This window comes from Micromonospora sp. M71_S20, assembly GCF_003664255.1.
Taxonomy (GTDB): Bacteria; Actinomycetota; Actinomycetes; order Mycobacteriales; family Micromonosporaceae; genus Micromonospora.
In genome coordinates, this window is sequence record NZ_RCCV01000002.1 from 207,572 (window position 1) to 232,139 (window position 24,568).

General features: G+C 73.9%; 18 protein-coding genes and 1 pseudogene. 6 read left to right on the top strand and 13 right to left on the bottom strand.

Annotation, left to right across the window (positions count from 1 at the left end):
- Positions 1-260: 260 nt before the first annotated feature.
- Positions 261-2,222 carry a penicillin-binding transpeptidase domain-containing protein gene (locus DER29_RS21835; protein ID WP_121399556.1) on the top strand — a complete coding sequence of 654 codons (1,962 nt, stop codon included), beginning with the start codon at positions 261-263 and terminating at the stop codon, positions 2,220-2,222.
- A gap of 1,090 nt (positions 2,223-3,312) precedes the next feature.
- Here DER29_RS21835 and DER29_RS21840 read toward each other — a convergent pair.
- From DER29_RS21840 to DER29_RS21865, 6 genes and pseudogenes are all read right to left on the bottom strand, one after another.
- Positions 3,313-4,228, bottom strand: a pseudogene (locus tag DER29_RS21840) (arginase family protein); the annotation flags it as partial.
- 87 nt (positions 4,229-4,315) lie between these two features.
- On the bottom strand, positions 4,316-5,233 hold the full coding sequence (locus DER29_RS21845) for a tetratricopeptide repeat protein (protein ID WP_121399557.1): 918 nt from the start codon (positions 5,231-5,233) through the stop codon (positions 4,316-4,318).
- Between the two features lie 224 nt (positions 5,234-5,457).
- On the bottom strand, positions 5,458-7,146 hold the full coding sequence (locus DER29_RS21850) for a methylmalonyl-CoA mutase (RefSeq protein WP_121399558.1): 1,689 nt from the start codon (positions 7,144-7,146) through the stop codon (positions 5,458-5,460).
- A gap of 108 nt (positions 7,147-7,254) precedes the next feature.
- On the bottom strand, positions 7,255-7,668 hold the full coding sequence (locus DER29_RS21855) for an Asp23/Gls24 family envelope stress response protein (RefSeq protein ID WP_121399559.1): 414 nt from the start codon (positions 7,666-7,668) through the stop codon (positions 7,255-7,257).
- A 75-nt stretch (positions 7,669-7,743) separates the two neighbouring features.
- The gene (gene meaB / locus DER29_RS21860; protein WP_370040550.1) at positions 7,744-8,679 is read right to left on the bottom strand and encodes a methylmalonyl Co-A mutase-associated GTPase MeaB; all 936 of its coding nucleotides are present in this window, start codon (positions 8,677-8,679) and stop codon (positions 7,744-7,746) included.
- A 102-nt stretch (positions 8,680-8,781) separates the two neighbouring features.
- Positions 8,782-9,981 carry an acetyl-CoA C-acetyltransferase gene (locus DER29_RS21865; protein ID WP_121399561.1) on the bottom strand — a complete coding sequence of 400 codons (1,200 nt, stop codon included), beginning with the start codon at positions 9,979-9,981 and terminating at the stop codon, positions 8,782-8,784.
- Positions 9,982-10,042: 61 nt separating this feature from the next.
- Here DER29_RS21865 and mce point away from each other — a divergent pair, with 61 nt between their 5' ends.
- From mce to DER29_RS21890, 5 genes are all read left to right on the top strand, one after another.
- Positions 10,043-10,516 (top strand): methylmalonyl-CoA epimerase, encoded by a 474-nt coding sequence (mce, locus tag DER29_RS21870; protein WP_121399562.1) that lies wholly within the window; start codon positions 10,043-10,045, stop codon positions 10,514-10,516.
- 284 nt (positions 10,517-10,800) lie between these two features.
- Positions 10,801-12,156: a crotonyl-CoA carboxylase/reductase gene (ccrA, locus tag DER29_RS21875; protein ID WP_121399563.1), complete on the top strand. Its 1,356-nt coding sequence runs from the start codon at positions 10,801-10,803 to the stop codon at positions 12,154-12,156.
- Positions 12,157-12,445: 289 nt separating this feature from the next.
- Positions 12,446-13,708, top strand: a complete 1,263-nt coding sequence (locus DER29_RS21880; RefSeq protein WP_121399564.1) for a cell division protein DivIVA — start codon at positions 12,446-12,448, stop codon at positions 13,706-13,708.
- A gap of 184 nt (positions 13,709-13,892) precedes the next feature.
- On the top strand, positions 13,893-16,181 hold the full coding sequence (locus DER29_RS21885; protein ID WP_121399565.1) for a hypothetical protein: 2,289 nt from the start codon (positions 13,893-13,895) through the stop codon (positions 16,179-16,181).
- A gap of 307 nt (positions 16,182-16,488) precedes the next feature.
- Positions 16,489-17,778: an AI-2E family transporter gene (locus tag DER29_RS21890; protein ID WP_233600099.1), complete on the top strand. Its 1,290-nt coding sequence runs from the start codon at positions 16,489-16,491 to the stop codon at positions 17,776-17,778.
- 84 nt (positions 17,779-17,862) lie between these two features.
- Here the strand turns inward: DER29_RS21890 and DER29_RS21895 are convergent, their stop codons facing one another.
- The 7 genes from DER29_RS21895 to DER29_RS21925 form a co-directional block, all read right to left on the bottom strand.
- On the bottom strand, positions 17,863-18,672 hold the full coding sequence (locus tag DER29_RS21895; RefSeq protein ID WP_121399566.1) for an alpha/beta hydrolase: 810 nt from the start codon (positions 18,670-18,672) through the stop codon (positions 17,863-17,865).
- Between the two features lie 66 nt (positions 18,673-18,738).
- The gene (locus tag DER29_RS21900) at positions 18,739-19,065 is read right to left on the bottom strand and encodes a hypothetical protein (RefSeq protein ID WP_199729498.1); all 327 of its coding nucleotides are present in this window, start codon (positions 19,063-19,065) and stop codon (positions 18,739-18,741) included.
- Positions 19,066-19,131: 66 nt separating this feature from the next.
- A complete protein-coding gene (locus tag DER29_RS21905) occupies positions 19,132-20,178 on the bottom strand; it encodes a hypothetical protein (RefSeq protein ID WP_121399568.1) in 1,047 nt (348 codons plus the stop codon).
- Positions 20,175-20,669: a SigE family RNA polymerase sigma factor gene (locus DER29_RS21910; RefSeq protein ID WP_121399569.1), complete on the bottom strand. Its 495-nt coding sequence runs from the start codon at positions 20,667-20,669 to the stop codon at positions 20,175-20,177. The genes DER29_RS21905 and DER29_RS21910 overlap by 4 nt, the downstream gene beginning before the upstream one ends.
- Positions 20,670-20,710: 41 nt before the next feature.
- Complete coding sequence (locus DER29_RS21915; protein ID WP_121399570.1) at positions 20,711-22,498, bottom strand: 3-hydroxyacyl-CoA dehydrogenase family protein; 1,788 nt, start codon at positions 22,496-22,498, stop codon at positions 20,711-20,713.
- Between the two features lie 244 nt (positions 22,499-22,742).
- Complete coding sequence (locus DER29_RS21920) at positions 22,743-23,804, bottom strand: alpha/beta fold hydrolase (RefSeq protein WP_121399571.1); 1,062 nt, start codon at positions 23,802-23,804, stop codon at positions 22,743-22,745.
- 98 nt (positions 23,805-23,902) lie between these two features.
- Complete coding sequence (locus tag DER29_RS21925; RefSeq protein ID WP_233600100.1) at positions 23,903-24,358, bottom strand: FHA domain-containing protein; 456 nt, start codon at positions 24,356-24,358, stop codon at positions 23,903-23,905.
- Positions 24,359-24,568: the final 210 nt, after the last annotated feature.

The following is a 24,568-nucleotide window of genomic DNA, read 5'->3' on the forward strand; positions in this document are numbered from 1 at the left end:
TGTGGGTCACTCTGCCGCCCAGCCTAGGCCCTGCCGTTCCGCCCCTTGCTCGGCGGACCACAGTGCGGACGTCCGGTTCCGGACTTCGTCCTTTCACCCGTTGCGGGTACGAGGTTGGCCGGTTCGGGAGTACCCCGCCACCAGTCGTTCATCACCCGGGCGACGGCCTCTCTTTCCGCACGTCCCGGTGCGGGGGGACGGTGCGGACGGCGCCGCCGTACTAGCGTGCAGGGCAGTTCCGAGATCGGAGAGCTGCTTCCATGCGCCTGTCGTACCCCCGCCGCCCCCGCCGCAACCGGCTCCGCCCGCCGCTGGCGTTGCTCGCCGCGACCACGCTCGCGGCCGGCGCCCTCACCGCGTGCTCGGGCGGTGACGGGCCGGAGCGCAGCGTCGACGCGTTCCTGGCCGGCTGGCGCTCGGGCGACCTCCAGGCCGTCGGCTTCGTCGACCCGACCGGCGCCAAGGTGCCGGCTGCCGACGTCGCCCGCGAGCTCAAGGAGCTCTCCGGCGAGCTGGCGGCCACGCCGCCGACGCTGACCCGCCGGGGCGAGGCGAAGGTGACCAAGGACGTCGCGACCGCGGTGGTCAAGGTCGACTGGGCCCTCCCGGGCCAGGCCCGCTGGGCCTACGAGCGTCCGGTGCGGCTCAGCCGGGGCGGCGAGCAGTGGCGGGTGATCTGGGAGCCGCAGGTGGTGCAGGAGCAGCTCACCCGGGGCGACCGGCTGGGGCTGCGCCGCGACACCGCCACCCGCGCCGCCGTGCTCGACGCCGCCGGCCAGCCGATCGTGGCGCCCCGGCCCGTGGTGCGGGTCGGGCTCCAACCGGGCGAGGTCACCGACCTCCCGGGCCTGACCCGGAAGCTGGACTCGGCCTTCCGGGCGATCCGGCCGGCGATCACCCCGCCGGTGGACCTCTCCGGGCTGCCCAAGCGGCTCGCCGACGCGGATCCGGGCGCGTTCGTCGAGGTGGTGACGCTGCGGGAGGAGGCGTACCGGCAGATCAAACCACGCATCTACGACCTGCCGGGCACCAAGTTCCGCAGCGACAAGCTCGACCTGGCGCCCACCCGGGAGTTCGCCCGGGCGGTGCTCGGCTCCGTCGACCCGGCCCAGGCCGACGACCTCGCCCAGCACCCCGACCGCTACGAGGCCGGCGACCTGGTCGGCCACGGGGGCCTCCAGGGCCGCCACGACGAGCGGCTACGCGGCGTGCCGGGGCTGACCGTGATCACCGAGCGCCCCGGCCCGGACGGCACGCTGGTGTCCACCGGCACCGAGGTGTTCCGCAGCGAGCCGAAGCCGGGGCAGCCGGTGAAGACCACGCTCGACGTGGCCACCCAGAACGCGGCCGATACCGCCTTGCGCAGCGAGAAGCGCCGGGCGGCGCTGGTGGCGGTGCGGATCAGCGACGGTGCGGTGCTCGCCGCGGCCAACGGTCCCGGCGGGGCCGGGGAGAACCTGGCCTTCACCGCCCAGGTCCCGCCGGGCTCCACCTTCAAGATGGTCAGCGCGCTCGGCCTGCTCGACCGGGGTGCGGTCACGCCGGACGCGACGGTGGACTGTCCGAAGACGTTCACCGTCGACGGCAGGCCGTTCAAGAACTCCGACAACTTCGCGCTGGGTCCGGTGCCCTTCCGCACGGACTTCGCCAAGTCCTGCAACACCGCGTTCACCGCGCTGGCGCCGAAGCTCGGCCCCGACGGGCTGGCCGTGACCGGCCGTTCCCTCGGGCTGGAGGGGCAGTGGGACGTCGGCCTCGACGCCTTCACCGGCAAGGTCTCGGCGAACGGCGGGGCGACCGAGCAGGCAGCCGCCGCCATCGGCCAGGGCACCACGCTGGTCAGCCCGCTGGCCATGGCGTCGGCCACCGCGGCGGTCGCCCGCGGTCGCTTCGAGCAGCCGAAGCTGGTGCTCGACCCCGCCCCGGCCCAGCCTGCCGCCCCCGGCCCGCAGCTCAAGCCGGAGTCGGTCGAGGGGGTCCGGGCGATGATGCGGGAGGTGGTCACGGCCGGCTCCGGCAGCGCGCTGCGGGACGTGCCGGGCGCGCCGGTGCACGGCAAGACGGGCACCGCCGAGTACGACGACAACCCGGCGCACACGCACGCCTGGTTCGTCGGTTGGCAGGGCGACGTCGCGTTCGCGGTCTTCGTCGAGAAGGGCGGAGCCAGCACCGCCAGCGCCGTCCCGGCGGCCGAACGCTTCCTCCGCGCCCTCTCCCGCTGACCAGCCCTCACCGGCACCCAGACGAACGACCTCCGTCAGCAGCCGCGGCACCTTCCGCACCCCCACACCGGCGGCGTGGGCACCCGACACCGTCCGTGCCCCGGTGTGGTCCGCATCCGGCGCGGTCCGCATCGGGCACCGTCGGCACCGTCGCTTCGCGGTTCACCCGGCCACGTCCTGGTCGGCGTCGTCCGATACTCGACGGCGACGGCGAGCGCCTGTGCCGTTGCGGCGGCTCCCGGCGGACGCGCGGTCCCGCCCAACCAGCCCGACGCTGTAGAGCTGCCCCTACAGACGGGGCAGGCGCCGACGCGGCCCGGCGCACGTCCGGCCATCCACCGGTGGAACGTCATGGCTGTCAAACCCCGTCGGTGACAACCGTGACGTTCCACCGGTGGCCCCGGGTGCCACCGGCCGCCCCGAGCAGCCCCGCCCGCCACGACGGACGGCAGGTGGGCGCACAGATGGGGCAGCTCGACAGGGAGTCAGGCGATACCTGCGGCGGACGGCGAGGTGCCGTCCTCCGGCGCGGGCAGCGGGTCGCCCGGGCCCGCGAGCGGCGCCCGGCGCAGCAGGCCCGGACCGGCGGAGGCGGGCGGGCCGACGGGTTCCGGCACGGTGGGACCGTTGGAGGCGACTGCGACCGGGGCCACCGGCCCGAGCGGCCGGAGCGGGGCTGGCGGAGCGCCCTCGGCACGTTCCTCGCCGCCGCCGGGGTGCCGGTCGTCGCCGTCGCTTCCTGCAACGGGGGCGGGAACGAGAGCCGGGGCGGAGGCCGACGAATGTACGACCGGGACCTCGGGACGGCCGTTGCTCCGCCGCGCCGAGGGCACGGCCGAGACCGCGGAGACGGCCGACTCGGCAGACGCCGAGGACCCGCCGGGGGCGGCAGACGCCGACGGTACGCCGGGGGCGGCAGACTGCGCGGTCGGGGCGGCAGACGCCGAGGGCACGGTCGGGGCGGCAGACGGCGACGGCGGCACGGTCGGGGCGGCGGACGCGGAGGGCCTGGTGGGGGCGGTCGACCGGGACGGCCCGGACGAGGCGGTCGACGCCGACGGGCCCGGCAGCAGTCGGGGCGGCGACGCCGTCGGCGCGGAGACCGGGCGCAGCCCGGCCACCACGGTGTTGACGATCTCGGCCGCGTACGCGCCGTCCGGGTCGTAGTCGGGGTCGAAGACGGTCAGCTCGACGCCGAGGCAGTGCGGGGTGTCGACGAGGCCGGCGAGCAGGATCTCCAGCTCGGCGAAGGCAATGCCGCCCGGGTCGGGGGCGTCGACGGCCGGCATCACGGCCGGGTCCAGCACGTCCACGTCGATGTGCACCCAGTAGCCGGCGCAGTCGGCGAGCTGCTCGTGCGCCCACTGGGCCGTACGCGCGGCGCCCTCGGCGCGCAGCGCCGGCACCGGCCGGGTGGTGATCCCGGCGGCCTGGAGGTCCAGGCGGTACTCGTCCTGCGCCCGGATGCCGAGCACCACCACGTCGATGTCCCGGAAGTACGGCCGGCGCCCCTCGATGGCGGCCAGGTCGGCCTGCCCCCGCCCGGTGACCAGCGCGAGGTCCTCGCCGGCCGCCGCGCCCACGTAGGAGGCGTTGCCGGGGTGCCGGAAGTCGGAGTGGCCGTCGACGAAGACCAGCCCGATGCGCCCGCCGACCGCCTCGCCGAGCCGGTGCATGGCCAGTGCCGAGCCGAGCAGGATGGAGCAGTCACCGCCGAGCACCAGCGGGAACTCGCTGCGGTCGATGATGGCGCCGATCCGCTCCGCGAGCGCCACCGAGTAGTCGGCGATTTCCCGAGCGTGGCAGACCCCGTCACCCGGTCGCCAGTCGCCGGGGTCGTAGCGGGGCGCGGTGAGGCAGCCGGCGTCACGGGCCCGCAGCCGGGCGAGCAGCCCCTGGTCGCGCAGCGCGCCCGGGGCCTTGCCGCAGCCGGGGACCGAGGTGGACGTGGGTGGGCGCAGGCCGAGGTTGCTGGGCGCGTCGAGGACGGCGATCCGGCGCATCATGGGCTCCCGTCCTCGAGGTGTCGGGCGGGCCGGCCGGAACGCCGGCCCGCGCTGGCGTGCTACGTGCTCACAAACAGGGCGTGGTGCTCAGAACAGGGCGCTGGCGAGGGCCCGGCGCGCCGAGGCGACCGCGGGGTCCTCCGGGCCGGCGACCGTGAAGAGGCTGACCAGGTGCTGGCGTACCTTCTCCCGCTCCTCACCGGCGGTGCGGCGGACCACGCCCACCAGGCGGGCGTACGCCGCCTCGGCCTGACCGCTGAGCACCTCGATGTCGGCGGCCAGGAGCTGGGCCTCGACGTCGTCGGGGTTCGCCTGGGCGGCGGCGATCGCCGCGCCCGGGTCGGCCCCGGCCACCCGGCGGGCGAGCCCGACCTGGGCGAGGCCCGCCTCCGCCGCGGCGTCCGCGGGCGACTCGGCGAGGATCTTGCGGTACGCCCGCTCGGCCGCGTCGAGGTCGCCGCTCATCAGGGCGTCGTCGGCCTCGTCGAGGCGCGGGTCCTCCGGCTCGGCGACGCTCACGCCACCGGCCTTGAGCACCGCCTGGATCCACTGCCGAAGCTGAGCCTCGGGCACCACTCCGGAGAAGGCGTCGATCGGCTGGCCGCCGACCACCGCGTAGACCATCGGGATGCCCTGTACGCGGAACATCTGGGCGATCCGCGGGTTGGCGTCCACGTCGACCTTGGCGAGCACCCAGGCGCCGCCGCCCTCGGCGGCCAACCGCTCCAGCACGGGGCTCAGCTGCTTGCACGGCTCGCACCACTCGGCCCAGAAGTCCACGATCACCGGTGTGGTGAGCGAGCGCTCGAGAACCTCGGACTGGAATGTCGCCTCGCTCACGTCGATGACGGCGACGCCGCCACCGGCGCTGCCGGGAAACTCGGCGGAGGGGGCGGACTGTGCCGGGGCGGCGGGGCGGGCGGGGGCCGGTGCGGGGGTGCGCAGCGCGCTGAGGTCGACCGCGCCGCGGGTGAAGATCGACGAGGTGATCCGTGGGTCGCTCATGGTTACCTAGTCTCGCACGCGACCCGCCGAACTCAGATCAACCGCGACGGCGACAGTTGCGACTGTCACGGCTGCTCCCGCCCTTCCCCGCGCCCCTGCCCGACCAGCCCGCCCGGCACGCCGCGATCCCGCACCCACGGTCCTCGGTACGAGGCCTGTCGCGGCGTCCGCCGGGACGCGAGGTGCGGGATCGCGGATGCGGGATCGGGCTCGGGGAACGGGGGTCAGAAGCGGGCGGGTTCGCGGTAGACGCCCCACTCGGCGCGCAGGGCGTCGCAGATCTCGCCGAGGGTGGCCTCCGCGCGTACGGCGTCCAGCATGGCCGGGATCATGTTGCCGTCGGTCCGGCCGACGGCGACCATCCGCTCGATCGCGGCCTTGACGGCGGCCCCGTCGCGGCCGGCCTTCCGCTCGGCGAGCACCCGGCGCTGCTCCAGTTCCACCTCGTGCGAGATGCGCAGGATCTCCAGGTCCTTGGCGACCGTGCCGGTGTGGCAGTTGACGCCGACGATCCGCTTGTCGCCCTTCTCCAGCGCCTGCTGGTAGACGAAGGCGGACTCGGCGATGTGGCCGGTGAACCAGCCGTCCTCGATGCCGCGCAGGATGCCGGAGGTCATCGGGCCGATCCGGTGCGGGCCCTCGCCACCGAGCTGCCGGATCCGGGCGAAGATCTCCTCCGCCTCGGCCTCGATCTTGTCGGTGAGCGCCTCGACGTACCAGGACCCGCCCAGCGGGTCCGCCACGTTGGTCACCCCGGTCTCCTCCATCAGCACCTGCTGGGTACGCAGGGCGATCTCGGCGGACTCGTCGGTGGGCAGCGCCAGGGTCTCGTCCAGGGCGTTGGTGTGCAGCGAGTTGGTGCCGCCGAGCACCGCCGCGAGTGCCTCCACGGCGGTACGCACCACGTTGTTGACCGGCTGCTGGGCGGTCAGCGACACCCCGGCGGTCTGCGTGTGGAACCGCAGCCAGAGCGCCTTCTCGCTGGTCGCGCCGTAGACGTCGCGCAGCCAGCGGGCCCAGATCCGGCGGGCGGCCCGGAACTTGGCGATCTCCTCGAAGAAGTCGACGTGCGAGTCGAAGAAGAAGCTCAGGCCGGGCGCGAAGACGTTGACGTCCAGCCCCCGGGAGAGCCCCAGCTCGACGTAGCCGAACCCGTCGGCGAGGGTGTACGCCAGCTCCTGCGCGGCGGTCGAGCCGGCCTCGCGGATGTGGTAGCCGGAGACCGAGAGCGGCTTGTAGCGCGGGATCTCCCGGGCGCAGTACTCCATCAGGTCGCCGATCAGGCGCAGGTGCGGCTCCGGGTCGAAGAGCCACTCCTTCTGCGCGATGTACTCCTTGAAGATGTCCGTCTGCAACGTGCCGTCCAGCTTGGACAGGTCGGCGCCCTGCCGCTCGGCGGCCACCAGGTACATGCAGAACACCGGCACGGCCGGCCCGGAGATGGTCATCGACGTGGTGACGCCGGCCAGGTCGATGCCGTCGAAGAGGGCCTCCATGTCGGCGGCGGTGTCGATGGCGACGCCGCAGTGGCCCACCTCGCCGAGCGCCTGCGGGTCGTCGGAGTCCCGGCCCATGAGCGTGGGCATGTCGAAGGCGACGGAGAGGCCCCCGCCGCCGGCGCCCAGGATCATCTTGTAGCGCTCGTTGGTCTGCTGCGCGTTGCCGAAGCCGGCGAACTGCCGGATCGTCCAGGTCCGCCCGCGGTAGCCGGTCGGGTAGAGGCCCCGGGTGTACGGGTACTCGCCCGGCCAGCCGATGCGCTCGAAGCCCGGGTAGGCGACACCCTCCGGCGGCCCGTAGACCGGGTCGACGGGCATCCCGGAGAGCGTGGTGAAGTCGGCGTCCCGCTTGCGCGCGGCGTCGTAGCGGGCCTGCCAGCGCGCCCGTCCGGCGGCGATCTCGTCGGCGTTCATCGGCGGGGCTCCTCCTCGAGTCCTCGACTGCACTGCGAGTGTAGAGCCCAGACCTGAACGATCGCTAAGTAAGTTCGTACCGGCAGGTAACCTGCGCCGCCGGGCGCGTCACGCGACGGGCTCGGCGGAACCGCCCAGTGCCACGTCGTCGACCCTGATGTTGACCTCGTCGACCCGCAGTCCGTACGCCTCGACCGCCCCGGCGACCTGCGCCCGGACGTCGGCGGTCACCTGCGGCACCGCGCGGCCGGCCTCGATCACGATGACCAGGTTGACCACCGCCGCGCCGTTCGTGACGTGGGCCGAGCAGCCGCGCCGGGCGTCGCCGACCTGGTCGAGGCCGACCTTGTCGAGCACCGCGTTGAAGAACCGGGCCACGTCCCCGCCCAGCTCGACCACCCCGGGCACGGACCGCGCGGCGGCCACCGCGATCTTCTCCACCACCTCGTCGGAGACGAGCGTCGTCCCGCCCGGCACCGCGTCCGGCGTCACCGACAGCTCCTGCGTCGCCTCGTCGCCCATCCGTCTCCCCACTCCGCCGCGCACCGCCCCACGCCGACCGTGGAGCGGTGCGAGCGTACTAGCTCGGAGGGCCCCTCAGGAGCCGAGTTGGGCGAGCAGCTCGTCGGCCGCCGCGTACGGGTCGAGGGCGCCCTCGGCCACCTTCGCGGCGAGCGCCGGCAGCTCCGTACCGTCGCGCAGGGAACCGATCCGGGCGCGGAGCACGCCCAGCGCGATCGCCTCGACCTCGGCGGCGGCCCGCGCCTCCTGGCGGCGGCGCAACTCGCCGTGCTCGACCAGCCAGCCACGGTGCTTGTCGATGGCGGCGGCGATGTCGTCGATCCCCTCGCCCCGGGAGGCGATCGCGCGCACCACCTGCGGCCGCCACTGACCCGGGCCGCGCTCGCCCAGGGCGATCATGCCCTGGATGTCGCGGTAGGTGGCGTCGGCGCCGTCCCGGTCGGCCTTGTTGACCACGAAGACGTCGGCGATCTCCAGGATGCCGGCCTTGACCGCCTGGATCGCGTCACCCATGCCCGGGGCGAGCAGCACCAGCGTGGTGTCGGCCAGCGAGGCGACCTCCACCTCGGCCTGCCCGACGCCCACGGTCTCCACCAGCACCACGTCACAGCCGGCGCCCTCCAGCACCCGCACCGCCTGCGGCGTGGCCGCCGACAGCCCGCCCAGGTGGCCCCGGCTGGACATCGACCGGATGTAGACGCCCGGGTCGGTGGCGTGGTCCTGCATCCGGACCCGGTCGCCGAGGATCGCCCCGCCCGTGAACGGGCTGGACGGGTCGATGGCCAGCACGCCCACCCGGTGACCGCGGGCGCGCAGCGCCCGGACCAGCTCGTTGGTGGTGGTCGACTTGCCCACCCCGGGCGAGCCGGTCAGCCCGACCACCTGGGCCTGGCCGGCGTACGGCGCGAGGGCCGCCGCGATCCGCGGCAGCGTCTCGTCGCCCGACTCGACCAGGGTGATCAGCCGGGCCACCGCGCGGGGATCGCCCGCGCGGGCCCGCTCGACCAGCATCGGCACGTCCCGGCTGCGGCGCACCGGGGGTGCGCCCGCCGCCGGGACGTCGTCGACGATCTCGCTCACTGTGCTGCCTCTACGGGATCGGCCGGCCGGCGGTCAGTGACCGCTCTCGCCGGGGGCCGGGACGTGGATGATCAGAGCGTCGCCCTGGCCGCCGCCGCCGCAGAGCGCCGCCGCGCCCGTGCCGCCGCCCCGGCGCTTGAGCTCCAGCGCGAGGGTGAGCACCAGCCGGGCGCCGGACATGCCGATGGGGTGGCCCAGCGCGATCGCCCCGCCGTTGACGTTGACCTTGTCCGGGCTGACCCCGAGGTCACGGGTGGACTGGATGCCGACCTGGGCGAACGCCTCGTTGATCTCGATGAGGTCCAGGTCCTCGATGCCGAGCCCGCCCTTCTTGAGCGCGTGCTGGATCGCGTTGGACGGCTGCGAGTGCAGGGAGTTGTCCGGGCCCGCGACGTTGCCGTGCGCGCCGATCTCGGCCAGCCAGGTCAGCCCCAGCTCCTTGGCCTTGGCCTTGCTCATGACGACCACCGCGGCGGCGCCGTCGGAGATCGGCGAGGAGGTGCCGGCGGTGATCGTGCCGTCCTTGGCGAACGCCGGGCGCAGCTTCGCCAGCGACTCGACGGTGGTGTCCGGGCGGATCCCCTCGTCCTCGCTGATCACCAGCGGGTCGCCCTTGCGCTGCGGGATGACCACCGGGGTGATCTCGTCGGCGAAGTGGCCGTTCTTCTGCGCGGCGGCGGCCCGCTGGTGGCTGGCCGCGGCGAACGCGTCCTGCTCCTCGCGGGTGATGCCGTGCCGTCCGTTGTGCCGCTCGGTGGACTCGCCCATCGCGCAGCTGTCCCAGGCGTCGGTGAGCCCGTCGAGCGCCATGTGGTCCTTGACCACCACGTCGCCGTACTTGTAGCCGCCGCGCTGGCCGAGCAGCAGGTGCGGGGCGTTGGTCATCGACTCCATGCCGCCGGCGACGACGATGTCGAACTCGCCGGCGCGGATCAGCTGGTCGGCCAGGGCGATCGCGTCCAGGCCGGAGAGGCAGACCTTGTTGACGGTCAGCGCCGGCACGGACATCGGGATGCCGGCCTCGACCGCCGCCTGGCGGGCCGGAATCTGCCCGGCACCGGCCTGGAGCACCTGCCCCATGATCACGTACTGGACCTGGTCGGGGGCGACGCCGGCGCGCTCCAGCGCCGCCTTGATCGCCACGCCGCCGAGTCTGGTCGCCGGGAGGTCCTTGAGGTTGCCCAGCAGGCGCCCCATCGGGGTCCGCGCGCCGCTGACGATCACCGAAGCCATGCCTGCCTCCGAGGGGGTGCCGACCTGTACGCCTTAACGATTGTTCGGTCAGACTAACGCCATGGCTGAGAACTCCCCCGTCGAGACCGCTGCCGACTATGTCACAGACATCGGCCTGCGCCGCATCGACCACGTCGGGGTCGCCGTCGCAGACCTGGACGCCGCGATCGACTTCTACCAGCGCACCTTCGGAATGCGCTGCGTGCACACCGAGGTGAACGCCGAACAGGGCGTACGCGAGGCGATGCTGGCCGTCGGCCCGGACGCCGAGGGCGGCTGCGTGCAGCTGCTCGCCCCGCTGACCCCGGAGTCGACCATCGCCAAGTTCCTCGACAAGAAGGGCCCGGGCGTGCAGCAGGTGGCGTACACCGTCGAGGACATCGACGCCGCCTGCGCGAAGCTGCGCGAGCGGGGCGTGAAGCTGCTCTACGACACCCCGAAGCGCGGCACCGCGAACTCGCGGGTCAACTTCGTCCACCCGAAGGACGCCGGCGGGGTGCTGGTCGAACTCGTCGAGCCCGCCGCCGGGCACTGACCCCACCTCCGGCCCCCGCCGACCGGGCGGGGGCCGGAGCCCACTCCTCCGCCGAGCGCGCCGGTGCGTGGTTGCACCGCCGCCCGGACAGCACCACGCATCGGCCAATGCAGTTTTTCACAGAGGACTTCCGGCCCTACCTACTGTTCAGTAACGTCCCGCCCCACAGGAGCGCGGCCGGTACCGGATGTGTCGGACACCGACATGGTGGTGGGCCGCACCGACGCCGACGATGGCAGCACCCAGGCCCGCGTGGGCGGGGTGCGGACGAACGGGAGGTCGACGTGCAGGACATCCTCGAAGCGATCATGGCGGCGGAGGGATCCGACCAACCGGAACGGGAGCTCGCCGGAATCGCCGGCCTGCCGGTACCCGAGTCGTACCGCGGCGTCGTGGTGCGCGCCGACGAGACCCGGATGTTCGACGGCCTGGCCACCCGGGACAAGGACCCGCGCAAGGCGCTGCACGTGCAGGAGGTGCCGACGCCGGAGCTGGGGCCGGGCGAGGCGCTGGTCGCGGTGATGGCGAGTGCGATCAACTACAACACGGTCTGGACCAGCATCTTCGAGCCGCTGCCGACCTTCAAGTTCCTCCAGCGCTACGGCCGGATCTCGGAGCTGACCCGCCGGCACGACCTGCCGTACCACGTGGTGGGCTCGGACGCGGCCGGCGTGGTGCTGCGCACCGGGTCCGGCGTGACCCGGTGGAAGGCCGGCGACGAGGTCGTCGCGCACTGCCTCTCCGTCGAGCTGGAGGACGCGGCCGGGCACGACGACACCATGCTGGACCCGCAGCAGCGGATCTGGGGCTTCGAGACCAACTTCGGCGGCCTCGCCGAGCTGGCCGTGGTCAAGGCCAACCAGCTGATGCCCAAGCCGCGCCACCTGAGCTGGGAGGAGGCGGCCAGCCCCGGGCTGGTCAACTCGACCGCGTACCGGCAGCTGGTGTCGCACCACGGGGCGAACATGAAGCAGGGCGACGTGGTGCTGATCTGGGGCGCCTCCGGCGGCCTGGGCGGCTACGCCACCCAGATGGCGCTCAACGGCGGGGCGATCCCGGTCTGCGTGGTCTCCTCCCCCGACAAGGCGGAGCTGTGCCGGCGGATGGGCGCCGAGCTGGTCATCGACCGGGCCGCCGAGGGATTCCGGTTCTGGAAGGACGAGCAGACCCAGGACCAGGACGAGTGGCGGCGCTTCGGCGAGCGGATCCGGGAGCTGACCGGCGGCGATGACCCGGACATCGTCTTCGAGCACCCGGGCCGGGAGACCTTCGGCGCGAGCGTCTACGTGGCCAAGAAGGGCGGCACCATCGTCACCTGCGCCTCCACCAGCGGCTTCCTGCACCAGTACGACAATCGCTACCTCTGGATGCACCTGAAGCGGATCATCGGCAGCCACTTCGCCAACTACCGGGAGGCGTGGGAGGCCAACCGGCTGGTGGCGCTGGGCAAGGTCCACCCCACCGTGTCGAAGACCTACGCGCTGGAGCAGACCGGCCAGGCCGCGTACGAGGTGCACCGCAACGCGCACCAGGGCAAGGTCGGCGTCCGCTGCCTCGCCCCGTCGGACGGGCTCGGCGTACGCGACCGCGAGCTGCGCTCCCGGCACGAGGACGCGATCAACCGGTTCCGCGGTCACTGACCCGACGGATGAGGCGCCGTCGACCATTGCGGTGAACGGCGATTGCCTTTCCGCCGGGGCCGTCGGACGCTCATTCGAGTGACCCGCGCCATGACACGACAAAGGGCCGCGGGGTGCTCCCGCGGCCCTTTTCCGATGTCACGCTCCGTGCCGTCCGACCCGCCCGGGACCTGCCAAGATCGGCGATCTGTCCGGCCATCGGCGGACCCGCAGTTGACCATGTAAAGAGGACACGAAAGCTCGGCACCGCTCTTGCGAAGCACCCTGGGGGGTCTGCGAGTATGTCCCAATGCCCCAGCAGTCCTCCCCTCTTGCGTTCTTCGATAACGCGAACTCGCAGCCCGATTTCACCGTTGGCCTGCGCGGCTACAACACCCACCAGGTCGATGACTTCATCGGCCGGATGACGGCCGCGCTGACCCAGTCCGAGCAGGCCCGCGCCGAGGCCGAGCAGCGGATGAACGACGCCCAGCGCCGCCTGCGCCAGGCCGAGCAGCGCATGAGCGCGCTGGAGCAGAAGCTCGCCGACACCAACAAGCAGCTCGAGGAGAACAGCCGGCCCACCCTCTCGGGCCTCGGCACCCGCGTCGAGCAGATCCTCCGGCTGGCCGAGGAGCAGGCCAACGACCACCGCAACGAGGCCAAGCGGGAGTCGGAGGGCATCCTCTCCGCCGCCCGCCTCGAGGCGCGCGAGATCACCGACAAGGCGCGCGCCGAGGCGGCGGCCATGAAGGCCAACGCCGAGCGGGAGGCGGGCAGCGTCCGCACCGCCGCCGAGCGCGAGGCCGCCGAGGTCCGCGTCCAGGCCCGGCGCGAGGCCGACACGCTGCGCGCCGACGCCGACCGGGAGACCAAGCAGCTGCGCACGGTCACCGCCCACGAGGTCGCCGAGCTGAAGTCCACCGTCGAGCGCGAGGTCGCCACCATGCGGGCCACCGCCGAGCGGGAGATCACCCAGCAGCGGGCGAAGGCCGCCCGCGAGGCCGAGGAGAAGCGCGCCGAGGCGACCAAGCTGCTCACCGACGCCCGCGACAAGCGCGACAAGGACCTCCAGGCCCTGGAGCTCCAGCTCGCCGAGCGCCGGGAGAAGGCCGAGCGCGAGGAGTCCGAGCGGCACGCCGCGCAGGTCGCCCAGACCCAGAAGCTGGTCAGCGAGGCCGAGCAGCGGGCGCACGCCGCGCAGGAGCGGGCCAAGGAGATCGAGCAGCGCGCCGAGGCCCGCCGGGTCGAGTCGGAGCGCACCGCCAACGAGACGGTCGACAAGGCCAAGGCGCTGGCCGACAAGACGCTCACCGAGGCCAAGGCCGAGGCGAACCGCCTGCTCACCGAGGCGCGCACCGAGGCCGAGCTGACCACCCAGGCGGCCCGCCGCGAGGTCGAGGACCTCACCCGGCAGAAGGACGCCGTCACCTCGCAGCTCGGCCAGATGCTCTCCGGCCTCGCCGGCATCGTGCCGGGCGTGCCCGCCCAGCCGCCGGCCGCACAGGCCAAGCCGGAGGCGAAGAAGGCCGACAACGCCGACGAGCGGGTGGCCGCGGAGACCGCCAACTGACCCAACCGACCCACCCGACCGGGGCATGATCCGCGGCGCGGGGTGACACCGGGTGACCGGTGCGCCCCGCGCCGTATGCGTTTTCCCGTAAAGCGAATTGCCCGGGCGTGTCAGTAGTGAAGTAGGTCCTATCCGGGGCGTCCGTATCGCCCCAGCCGGACGGGATGCGTGTGAGGATGGGGGCATGTCGCACGGCGAGGAACTGTTCGCTCTCGGCGGGGACGTGACCACGGAGCCCAGCTTCGAGTCCGCTCTGCGGGGGTACGAGAAACGACAGGTCGACCGGTACGTCGCTCGCGCGGAGCACGAGATCGCGGCCCTGGCGGCCGAGCGGGAACAGGCCTACACACAGATCCACAAGCTGGCCGGCCAGGTCGAGGTGCTCCAACGCGACCTCGCCCAGGCGCGCAAGTCGTCCGGGGCGCTCGAGAACGTCTCCTACCGGCACCTCGGCCCACGGGTGGAGCAGATCCTCACCCTCGCCGAGGAACAGGCCGACGCGATCCTGGTCGCCGCCAACGAGGAGATCGAGGCTCGCCGGGCCGCCGCCGAGCACATCGTCGAGGAGGCCCGCGAGCAGGCCGCCACCGCCCTCAAGGACTTCGAGATCGCGCTGGCCGCCCGCCGCACCGAGGAGGAGCGGCACACCGCGGCCCGCAAGGCCGAGGCGGACGCCGCCGTCCGGACGGCCAAGGACGAGGCCGCCCGGCTCCGCAAGGCCGCCCAGGAGGCGCTGGCGAAGGCCCAGCAGGAGGCCACCCAGCTGCGGGACGCCGCCAAGGAGATCCACCACCGGGCCCAGCAGGAGGCGACCAAGCTGCGCGAGGCCGCCAAGGAGGTGCACGCCAAGGCGCAGCAGGAGGCCACCCAGCTGCGCGAGGCCGCCAAGGAGGTGCACGCCAAGGCCCAGCAGGAGTCCAGGCGCCTGGTCGACCAGGCCACCGAGGCGGGCCGGGCCACCCACGCCAAGGCGCAGCGCGACGCCAAGCAGATCATCGACGACGCCGCCGACGCCGGCCGGGCCACCCGGGAGAAGGCCCGCCAGGAGGCGGAGCGGCTGACCACCCAGGCGGCCGAGACGGCCAAGCGCAACCGCGCCGAGACCGAGGCGTACGTGCAGCGGATGCGCACCGAGACCGAGGCGTACGTGCAGCACGCCCGTGCCCAGACGCAGCAGGAGCTCGGTGCCTGGCGGGCCGGGGTGGAGCAGGAGGTCAACAGCCGGCGCGAGGCCGCGGACCGCGAGCTGACCCAGCGCCGCGCGGCGGCCGAGCAGGAGTTCACCAAGCGCCGCGAGGAGCTGGAACAGCAGTACAAGACCCGGCTCGCCGAGCTGGAGAAACAGCACACGAGCCGGCACGACGAGCTGGAGTCCGGGTTCGAGGCGCGCCGCGCCACGCTGGAGGCGGAGTACACCGCCCGGAAGAACGAGATCGAGCAGGGCGCCGTCGCCGTCCGCCAGGCCGCCGAGCAGGACGCGCTGACGATGCGCCGGCAGGCCGAGGAGGAGGCCGCGGCGCTGCTCGGCCGGGCCGAGTCGGAGGCGGCCGACAAGCGCCGCAAGGCCGACGAGCACGTGGCGACGTCGCGCCGGCAGTTCGAGGAGTACGCGGCCACGACGCAGCAGCACCTGGCCACCACCCAGCAGCACCTCGCCGCCACGCAGCAGGAGGCCGCCGCCAGCCGTCAGCAGCTCGCCCAGGTGATGCTGGAGATCGCCCAGGCCCAGCAGGAGCTGGCCGACCTGCGGCAGGAGACCTGGAAGTCCCGGCAGGAGTCCGACGAGCTCCAGCGGCAGGTGGCGGAGCTGCGGTTGGGCCTGCTCGGCGCGGCCGACCGGCCGGGCGGGACGGACGGCGCCGTCGCCCCGGTGGTCGCGGACGGCAGGCCGACGCCGGCCACGGCGAACGGCGGCAGGCCCCGCCCCGACGCGGACAAGTCCCCGGCCGACAAAACCGGCCACCCCGCCCCGGCGGGAGCGGGCGCGACGGACACGGCCCTGGCGGGAGCGGGCGCGGCGGACACGGGCACTGCCCCGGCGGGAGCAGGCACGGCCACTGCGGGCGCGGGCACTGCGGACAAGACCCCGGCGGGAGCGGGCTCCCCGGACAAGGCCCCGGTCGGCGCGGGCGGGGCGACGGGCTCCGCAGCGGCCGCGTCCCCCTCGGGCGGCAAGCCCGCCGCCGGCAAGGTGGAGCCGGAGGACGCCGGGCAGCCGGCCAAGGGCCGGATCGAGCCGGCCGACGCCGGGCAACCGGCCAACGGCAAGGCCACCGTGACCACCGTCGACGGGGGCACGGCCAGTGCCGGCGTGGACGGGGAGCCGACCGTGGCGGCGGTGCCCGGCGAAGGGGGCCGGGACGCCACCCCGACGAAGATCACCAGCACCGGCGAGAACGGCAAGCGCCCGGCGAAGCCGACCACCGACGAGCGCAGCGCCAAGCCGAGCAAGGTCGTCGTCGAGAAGGACTGACCGCTCCACCGCCCCGGTCGCCTGGCAGATCTTGGAAGACTCGGGCCCCTCCGGGGGCCGTCCCGTCCCAAGATCTCAGGACTCGGACCACTCCGCACCCAAAGGGCGCGGAGGGCGGTGGCGGCGGTTCCGGTGGCGCGGTCGGGCGACACGGTCCGGTCCGGGTGGCATGGCCAGGTCTCGGTGGCATGGTCGGGTCGGGTCGGGTGACACGGTCGGGTCGGGCCTGCGGCGTACGCTCCCGGGTGGGATCCGCCGACGTGAGCCGTGATCGGGCCGTCCGGCGGGAGTCGATCAGGGAGGTCCGATGGCAGACGACGGACCGACGGCGTCGAGCGGCGACCGGGAACCCGGCAGCGCCCCCGGACCGGGCGACAGGAACCGGAAGCCGGAGCACGCCACCGCGCCCGAACACACCACCGCGCCGGAGCACGCCACCGCGTCCGAACACGCCACCGCGTCCGAGCACACCAGCGCGCCTGAGCACGCCGGCAGGACGACGGACACGACGGGCACGACGGGCGACGGCGGGCCGGCGGCGAACGGATCGGGCCGGTTCGGCACGCCGGGGTTGCCGCTGAAGCGCAGCAGCTTCCTGGTCGGCTTCACCGGCGCGGCCGGGGTGCTGCTCGCGTACGCCCTCTATCTGGGCCTGCGCAACGCGGCCGGCATCCTGGTCCTGGTGGTCATCGCGCTCTTCCTCGCCGTCGGCCTGCATCCCGCGGTGGTCCGGCTGCGGTCCTGGGGGCTGCCGCACGGGATCGCCGTGGCGGTGGTCGCGCTGACGGTCGTGCTGCTGCTCTGCGGTGGCGTGTTCGCCCTGGTGCCGCCGATCGTCACCCAGAGCGGGCAGTTCATCGAGCAGCTGCCGAGCTACCTGGAGGCGTTGCGCCGCAACGAGACGGTCAACGACCTGGTGATCCGGTACGACCTGATGGAGCGGTTGCAGAGCGCGGCCAACGCCGACACCGTCGGGCAGGCCCTCGGCGGGGTGCTCGGCGGCGCCCAGTTGGTCTTCGGCACCGTCTTCCGGGGGCTGACCGTGCTGGTGTTGACCATCTACTTCCTGGCCTACTTCGACCGGCTGCGCGACCTGGGCTACTCGCTGGTGCCCCGCTCGCGCCGGGAGCGGGTGCAGCTCATCGGGGACGAGATCCTGGCCAAGGTGGGCGCGTACATGGTCGGCGCGCTCAGCATCGCGGTGCTGGCCGGGATCTCCACGTACGTGTTCGCGCTGATCGTCGGGCTGCCGTACCCGTTCGCGCTCGCCGTGGTGGTCGCGGTGACGGACCTGATCCCGCAGATCGGCGCGACCCTGGGCGCGGTGATCGTCAGCCTGGTCGGTTTCGCCACGGACCTGCCGGTCGGCATCGCCTGTGCGGTGTTCTTCCTGATCTACCAGCAGGTGGAGAACTACCTGATCTATCCCAAGATCATGCGGCGGTCGGTGTCGGTCAACGAGGTGGCCGCCCTGGTGGCCGCCCTGCTCGGGGTCTCCCTGCTGGGGGTGGTGGGCGCGCTGATCGCGATCCCGGCGGTGGCCGCGCTCCAGCTCATCCTGCGGGAGGTGGTCCTGCCCCGGCAGGAGTCCCGCTGACCCCGCCCGCGCCGGCCCGGGCGGCCACGGTCGACCGGTCGGCCGGTCGGCCGGCTCCGCGACGGGAGCGCGGCGGAGGCTGGGTCAGCCAGCCTGGCCGGCGGGCGGGCCGGGCACCGGGCGGTCCGCGAAGGAGGCCACCGTGCGGTCGGCGTACGCGCTGACGTCGCCGGTCTCCATCGGGCCGTCCCAGGTGGTCGGCAGCGGCACGGCGGCGGCCGGGTTGACCCGACGGACCACCTCGTCCAGCACGGTCTCGGCGTCGCCGACCCAGAGGTGCTTCGCCCCGGGCACCCCGACCACCTCGGCCTGCGGCACCGCCGCGAAGCGCTCCCGGGCCTCGTCGGGGCGCAGGTAGTCGTCGAACTCGGGCACCAGCGCGGTCAGCGGCTTGCCGGACTCCGCCCAGTGCTCCAGGTCCGCCGGGGCGGAGAAGCGCAGCGGCGGGGAGAGCAGGATCGCCCCGACGACGGCCGGGTCGCAGCCGTACTTGAGGGTCAGGTCGGTGCCGAACGACCAGCCGAGCAGCCAGACGTTCGGCAGCTCGTGGAACTCGGCGTACTCGATGGCGGCGGCGACGTCGAAGCGCTCGCCGACCGCGTTGTCGAAGGCCCCCTCGCTGGTGCCGCGCAGGCTGCTGGTCCCCCGGGTGTTGAAGCGGAGCACCGCCAGGTCGGCCAGGGCCGGCAGCCGCCACGCCGCCTTGCGGAACACGTGGCTGTCCATCATCCCGCCGTGCGTCGGCAGCGGGTGCAGGCAGACGAGGGTGCCCACCGGCGCACGATCCAGCGGCCGGGCCAGCTCGCCGACGAGCCGCAGACCGTCCGCGGTGTGCAGCTCGATGTCCTCGCGGTGCCCGGGCAGGATGGAGGACGCGCGGATCGGTGTGCTCACCCCACCAGTCTCGCCGGTGCGGCCGGGAACCGCCGGGCGGGGCGGAAACAGCGTGATCCAGATCGCTCAGCCGTAGCGGGGAGCGCCGCGACCGCGCTGGACGGCGGGACCGCGCCGGTCCCGGGCCCGCCAGCACCCGCTGTGCCAGTGCCGCCGGTCGGTCAGGTCGCCCCGCCCGTCCGCCGGCCACGCCACCAGGTGCGCCACCCCGGGCCGGATCTCCTGGTCACAGCCCGGGCAGCGGTACGTCTTGGTGGAGGCGCCGCCACCGATCCCGCGTACCTGCCAGTCGCCGTCGCGCCACTGCTGCACCGAGGCGACGCCCTGGCGGACCCGGTCGGAGTCGAGGTGCGCGGCGTCATCGCGGCGGGGTCGGTTGCGACGGGGGCTCACGCTTGCCAAGCGTACGTGCCGGCGGCGGGGCCGGCCCGGGGCGGGCGGGCCAGTCCCCGGCTCCGGTCAAGACCAGGTTCGCGGGTCGGTGAGGTCCGGGGCGACCTGCGCCCCGCCCAGCACGACGGCGGCGTCCGCCTCGGTGAAGCCCTGGCTCGGCCAGCCGAAGCGGGCCGTCAGGTGCGCCTTCGGGAAGCCGAGCAGCTCCAGCTCGTCCCCCTTCGGGTAGAGGTAGGCCGCCCGGTCGCCGATCGTCCGGTTCCCGGTGCTGCGGTCCGCCTCGATGGAGCGCGCGTACTGGAACGAGACCGCCATCCGCTGCCCGTCTGCCCCCGCCACCTCGATCGACGCGGTCACCGCCTCGGGAAGTGCGGCGACCTCGACGCTGCAGCCGCTCACCCGCGCCCCGGCGGGCAGGGTGGTCAGCCGCACCGGCGTGGCGCAGCGGCGCGCCTCACGCAGGCGGAGGGCCTCGACGGCGTCGTCGATCCCCCGGGCGGTCGTGGCGGTCACGGCGGCCCGGGCGTACAGGCCGGGGACGGGCTGCCAGAGCCGGATCCAGGTCGTCGTCGTCCGTCCCGCCTCCCGGTGCGGTCGGTCCGTGCCGTCGAAGGCCTCCTCGACGGTCAGTCCGTCGGCCGGGCCACTCGGTCCGTCGACTCCACGCCGCAGCCCGGCGGCAGAGGCCGACAGCTGGACGGCCACCGGCGGGCCCGTGCCGACGTCGACCTGGACGCTCTCGACCCCCGATCCGACCCCCCAACGCAGGTGGCGGACCCGCGCCGGATCGACCCCGAAGTGCAGCACCCAGGGGTCCGTGCCGACCAGGTCCGGCTGGGCCGCGGCCCCGGGGACGCCGTCGGCGGGCGGCGGCGACACGGTGGCGGCGACCGGCGCGGCGGGGTCCGGTGGGCGTACCCGCTCCGGCAGGCCGGTGGCGACGCCGAGGCCGAGCACCGTCGCCAGTCCCAGCGCGGCACCTGCGCCGGCCCGACGGCGACGGCGGCGGGCCCGTCCCCCGGCGACGGCACGGGCGGCGAGCCGGTCGGTGTCGACCGTTCCCTCGGCACGTTCCCGCAGCGTCCGTACGATCCGTTCGTCGAGGTCGGTCACGGTCGGCTCCCGTTCGTCGCCGGGAGGCCGTGGCGCTCCCGGAGGTGGTTGAGCGCCCGCATGGCGTGGGTGCGGACGGTGACCGGCGAGCAGCCGAGGATCTGGGCGATGGTCGCGTCGTCGAGGTCCTCGTAGTAGCGCAGCACGAGCACCGCCCGCTGGCGCTCCGGCAGCCCGAGGATGAGCCGCCACATGGCGTCCCGGTCGGCCGTCTCGCCGCCGAGGTCGCCGTGCTGCGGCCGTTCCGCGAAGTCGGCGGTGGCCAGTTCGCGGTTCGTACGCCGGCGCCACCAGGAGTTGTTGGCGTTGACCAGCATGCGGCGCACGTACACGTCCGGCCGGTCCGCCCGGGCGATCCTCCGCCAGTGCACGTAGGCGCGGGCCAGGACGTCCTGGGTGAGGTCCTCGGCCCGGTGCTCGTCCCCCGTCAGCAGCCGGGCCAGCCGCATCAGGGCGGGGCCTCGGCTGCTGACGTACTCCTCGAAGGTCACACCCTGCAGACGCCGTCACCGGCCCGCGGCGTTGACCCCCGTCAGCGGCGGGTGTGGTCGCGGAAGCCGCGGCCGCTCTTGCGGCCCAGGTAGCCGGCCGTGACGAGGTGCTCCAGCAGCGGCGCGGGCGCGAAGCCCGGCTCGCGCAGCTCCAGGTAGAGCTCGCGCTGGATGGCCAGCGCGACGTCCAGGCCGACCACGTCGAGCAGCTCGAACGGGCCCATCGGGTAGCCGCAGCCCAGCTTCATCGCGTGGTCGATGTCGTCGGCGGTGGAGTAGCTCGCCTCCAGCATCTTCACCGCGTCGTTGAGGTACGGGAAGAGCAGCGCGTTGACGATGAAGCCGGACCGGTCGCCGCAGACCACGCCCGTCTTGCCCAGCGCGGCACAGACCGCGCGGGCGGTGGCGGTGGTCTCCGCCGAGGTGCGGATGGTCTCCACGACCTCGACCAGCGGCATGACCGGCGCCGGGTTGAAGAAGTGCAGCCCGACCACGTCGGCGGGCCGCTGGGTGGCCATCGCGACGTCGATCACCGGCAGCGAGGAGGTGGTGGTGGCGAGCACGACGCCCGGCTTGCAGATCTCGTCGAGGCTGGCGAAGAGGGCCTTCTTGACGCTCAGTTCCTCGACCACGGCCTCGACGACGAGGTCGACGTCGGCGAGGTGGTCCAGGGTGGCCGACCAGTTGATCCGGCCGAGCGCGGCGTCCCGGTCGGCCTCGCCGAGCTTGCCGCGCACCACGCCCTTGTTGAGCGAGGTCTTGACCGCCTCGAAGACCTTGGCGGACTTCTCCGCGCCCCGGGTCACCGAGACGACCTCGTAGCCGGCCTTCGCGAAGACCTCGATGATGCCGGTGGCCATCGTCCCGGACCCGACGACGCCGACCTTCGCGATCGCGGCGGCCCCGCCGAGCGCGGCCTCCGACGCCACCGGCGTCTGCTCGTCGGGTACGACGACCGGGGAGCCCGGCCGCTCGTAGGTGTAGAAGCCCCGGCCGGACTTGCGGCCGAGGAGCCCGGCGGTGACCATCTGCTTGATCAGCGGCACCGGGGCGTGCCGGCGGTCGCGCCCGCCCCGCCGGTACATGGTGTCCAGGATCTCGTACGCGGTGTCCAGGCCGATCAGGTCCATCAGCGCCAGCGGGCCCATCGGCAGGCCGCAGCCGAGCTTCATGGCCGCGTCGATGTCCTCGCGGGTGGCGTAGTGCGACTCGAACATGCCGACGGCGTGGTTGAGGTAGCCGAAGAGCAGCGCGTTGGCGATGAAGCCGGCCCGGTCGCTGATGGTGACGTCGACCTTGCCCAGCCGCTTGCAGAGCGCCTCCACGTCGGCGACCACGTCGGCGGAGGTGACCACCGTCCGGACCACCTCGACCAGCCTCATCACCGGGGCCGGGTTGAAGAAGTGGATGCCGATCACCTGGTTGGGCCGGCTGGTGGCGACGGAGATTTCGGTGACGCTGAGCGACGAGGTGTTGGTGGCCAGGATCGCCTCGGGCTTGCAGACCCGGTCCAGCTCGGCGAAGATCCGCTGCTTGAGGTCCAGGTGCTCGGGCACCGCCTCGATGACCAGGTCCACCGAGTGCAGCGCGTCCAGCCCGACGGCGAACCGTACGCGGCTCAGCAGCGCGTCCCGGTCGGCCTCGGCGAGCTTGCCCTTGGCCACGGCCCGGTCCGTCGACCCGGTGAGGATGGCCCGGCCGCGTTCCAGCGCGTCCTCGGAGATTTCCACCGCGACGACGTCGACCCCGTTGCGCGCGAATACCTCGACGATGCCGGCACCCATGGTGCCCAGACCCACAACGCCCACGCTGGTGAAATCACGCGCCACGACCAGCCTCCTCAATGCTCCGCACGGCCGCGTTAACGACCATTAAGGTTATGCGCGCGAGTCTGCCACGTGACGCTGAGTTGTCGAGGCGCCGTGGGAAATTTCACGAGCCCAGCGGGGCTGCGCGCGCCGTCCGGCGGGCCGGTCGGCTCACCCTCGGTCGGCTCGCCGCACCGGTCGGGCTCGCCCGCCGATCAGCCCGCCGCGTCGGTCGGCCTCAGCAGCCCCGCCGCGTCGGTCGGGCTCAGCAGTTCGCCGCGTCGGTCAGCCTCAGCAGTTCGGCGACGAACTCGGCCGGCCGCTCCAGGTGCGGGCTGTGCCCGCAGCCGGGCAGCAGCACCTCGCGGTACGCCCCGCCGGCCGCCGCGTAACGCTCCAGCACCGCCCGGGTCTGCGCCACCATCGGCTGCGCGGGGCAGGCCGCCTCCCCCGGCCAGCCGGGCACCACGCCCAGCGAGCCCAGGTGGGCCAGGTCCATCATCGCGGTGTCCGAGACGATCACGTCGGCGTCCCCGTGGACCCAGGTGACCGGCGGCTTCCCGGCCACGGCGACCAGTTCGTCGGCGACCCGGAAGTGCGCCGGGGAGAGGGCGTTGAGCACGCCGCGCCGCCCCGGGGCGGTGCCGGGCCAGTTCGCCGAGGCCACCGCCGTACCGGGGTAGTTGTCGTCACCGATCGCGGTGGAGAGGAGGCTGTCCAGCAGCAGCTCCTCGTCGTCGCCGAGCGAGGCCGGGTCCGCCACGTAGGTGGCCCGCAGCACGGCGCGCGGGCTGGTCGGGCTGTCCGCGCCCCGGTCGCCGGCGGCCAGCCGCTCGACGAAGTCCCTGTTGGCGGTGCCGCCGCCGGTACCGGCGAAGTCGGGGGTGGTCGGCGTCCCCGTCAGGTCCCGGGTGCCGCCGTAGCCGTACGGCGAGACCGGCGCGGCGAGCAGCAGCGCACCCACCCGGTCGGGGTGGTCGACGAGCAGTCGCATGGCCACCCCGCCGCCGAGCGAGTGGCCGACCACCACCGGCCGCGCGCCGGGGGCGAAGAGGGACGGCTCGTCGAGCAGCGCGGCGACGTCGTCGGCGAAGTCGCGCAGCCCCCGGGTCGCGTCCACTCCGACGGTGTCGGTCAGCCCGTAGCCGCGCAGGTCGGGCGCGACCACCCGGAGGGTGGCCGGCAGTCGTCGCAGCAGCGGCTCCCAGAAGGCCGCCGACGAGCAGTTGCCGTGGATCAGCAGTACGGGAACGCCGTCCGGCGGCCCGGCCACCCGTACCGCCTGGGTGATCCCGTTCGCCGACACCTGCCGCTGTCCGGTCTCCATCCGCCGGATGCTGCCACGGGGCGCCGGACGCGTCCATGGGCCGGCCCGCCACCTTCCACCACCGGGAGGTGTGCGCCGGCATCCGCCGTCGGCCCCGGTCAGGACGGCGCGGACAACACCGCCGGAACCGCCACCGGAGGCACCGCGTCGACGCCCGGCGCGGACAACACCGCCGGTACCGGCACCGCGCCGACGCCCGGTGCGGCCGGGGCCGCGATCGGCAACGGCAGGGTCGGGCGGCGGTCCCGGCGCGGCCCGTTGAAGCTGAAGCCCACCGGGTCGGTACGGGCCACGCCCGGGTCGTAGACGCGCAGCTCGGTGCGACCGAGCCGGATCACGTCGCCGTCGGCCAGCCGCTCCACGCCGGTGATCCGCCGGTCGTTCAGCCAGGTGCCGTTGGTGGAACCCAGATCCGCCAGGGCAGCGCCCTCGCCCGTCAGCCAGACCTCGGCGTGCCGACGGCTCAGGTGGGCGTCGTGCACCACGATGTCGGCGGTCGGCGCCCGGCCGATGACCTGCCGCCCAGGGCCCACCCGGACACTCAGCCCCCGCATCGCCCCACCGGCCACCGTCAACAACGGTCTCAGTTCCGGATGTTCCTCCATGGAAAGTCAGCCTCCACCCCGCGCGGTCACCCCACGCGTCAGCCTGCCATCACACGGTAGTCGCCCTCCACCGCCGCGTGGTCACCTGCGCGCCCCCGGCCGGACACTTCGCGTTCGGCGGTTCGGCGCGCTCCGGCGGAAGAATCATCACAAGTCCGG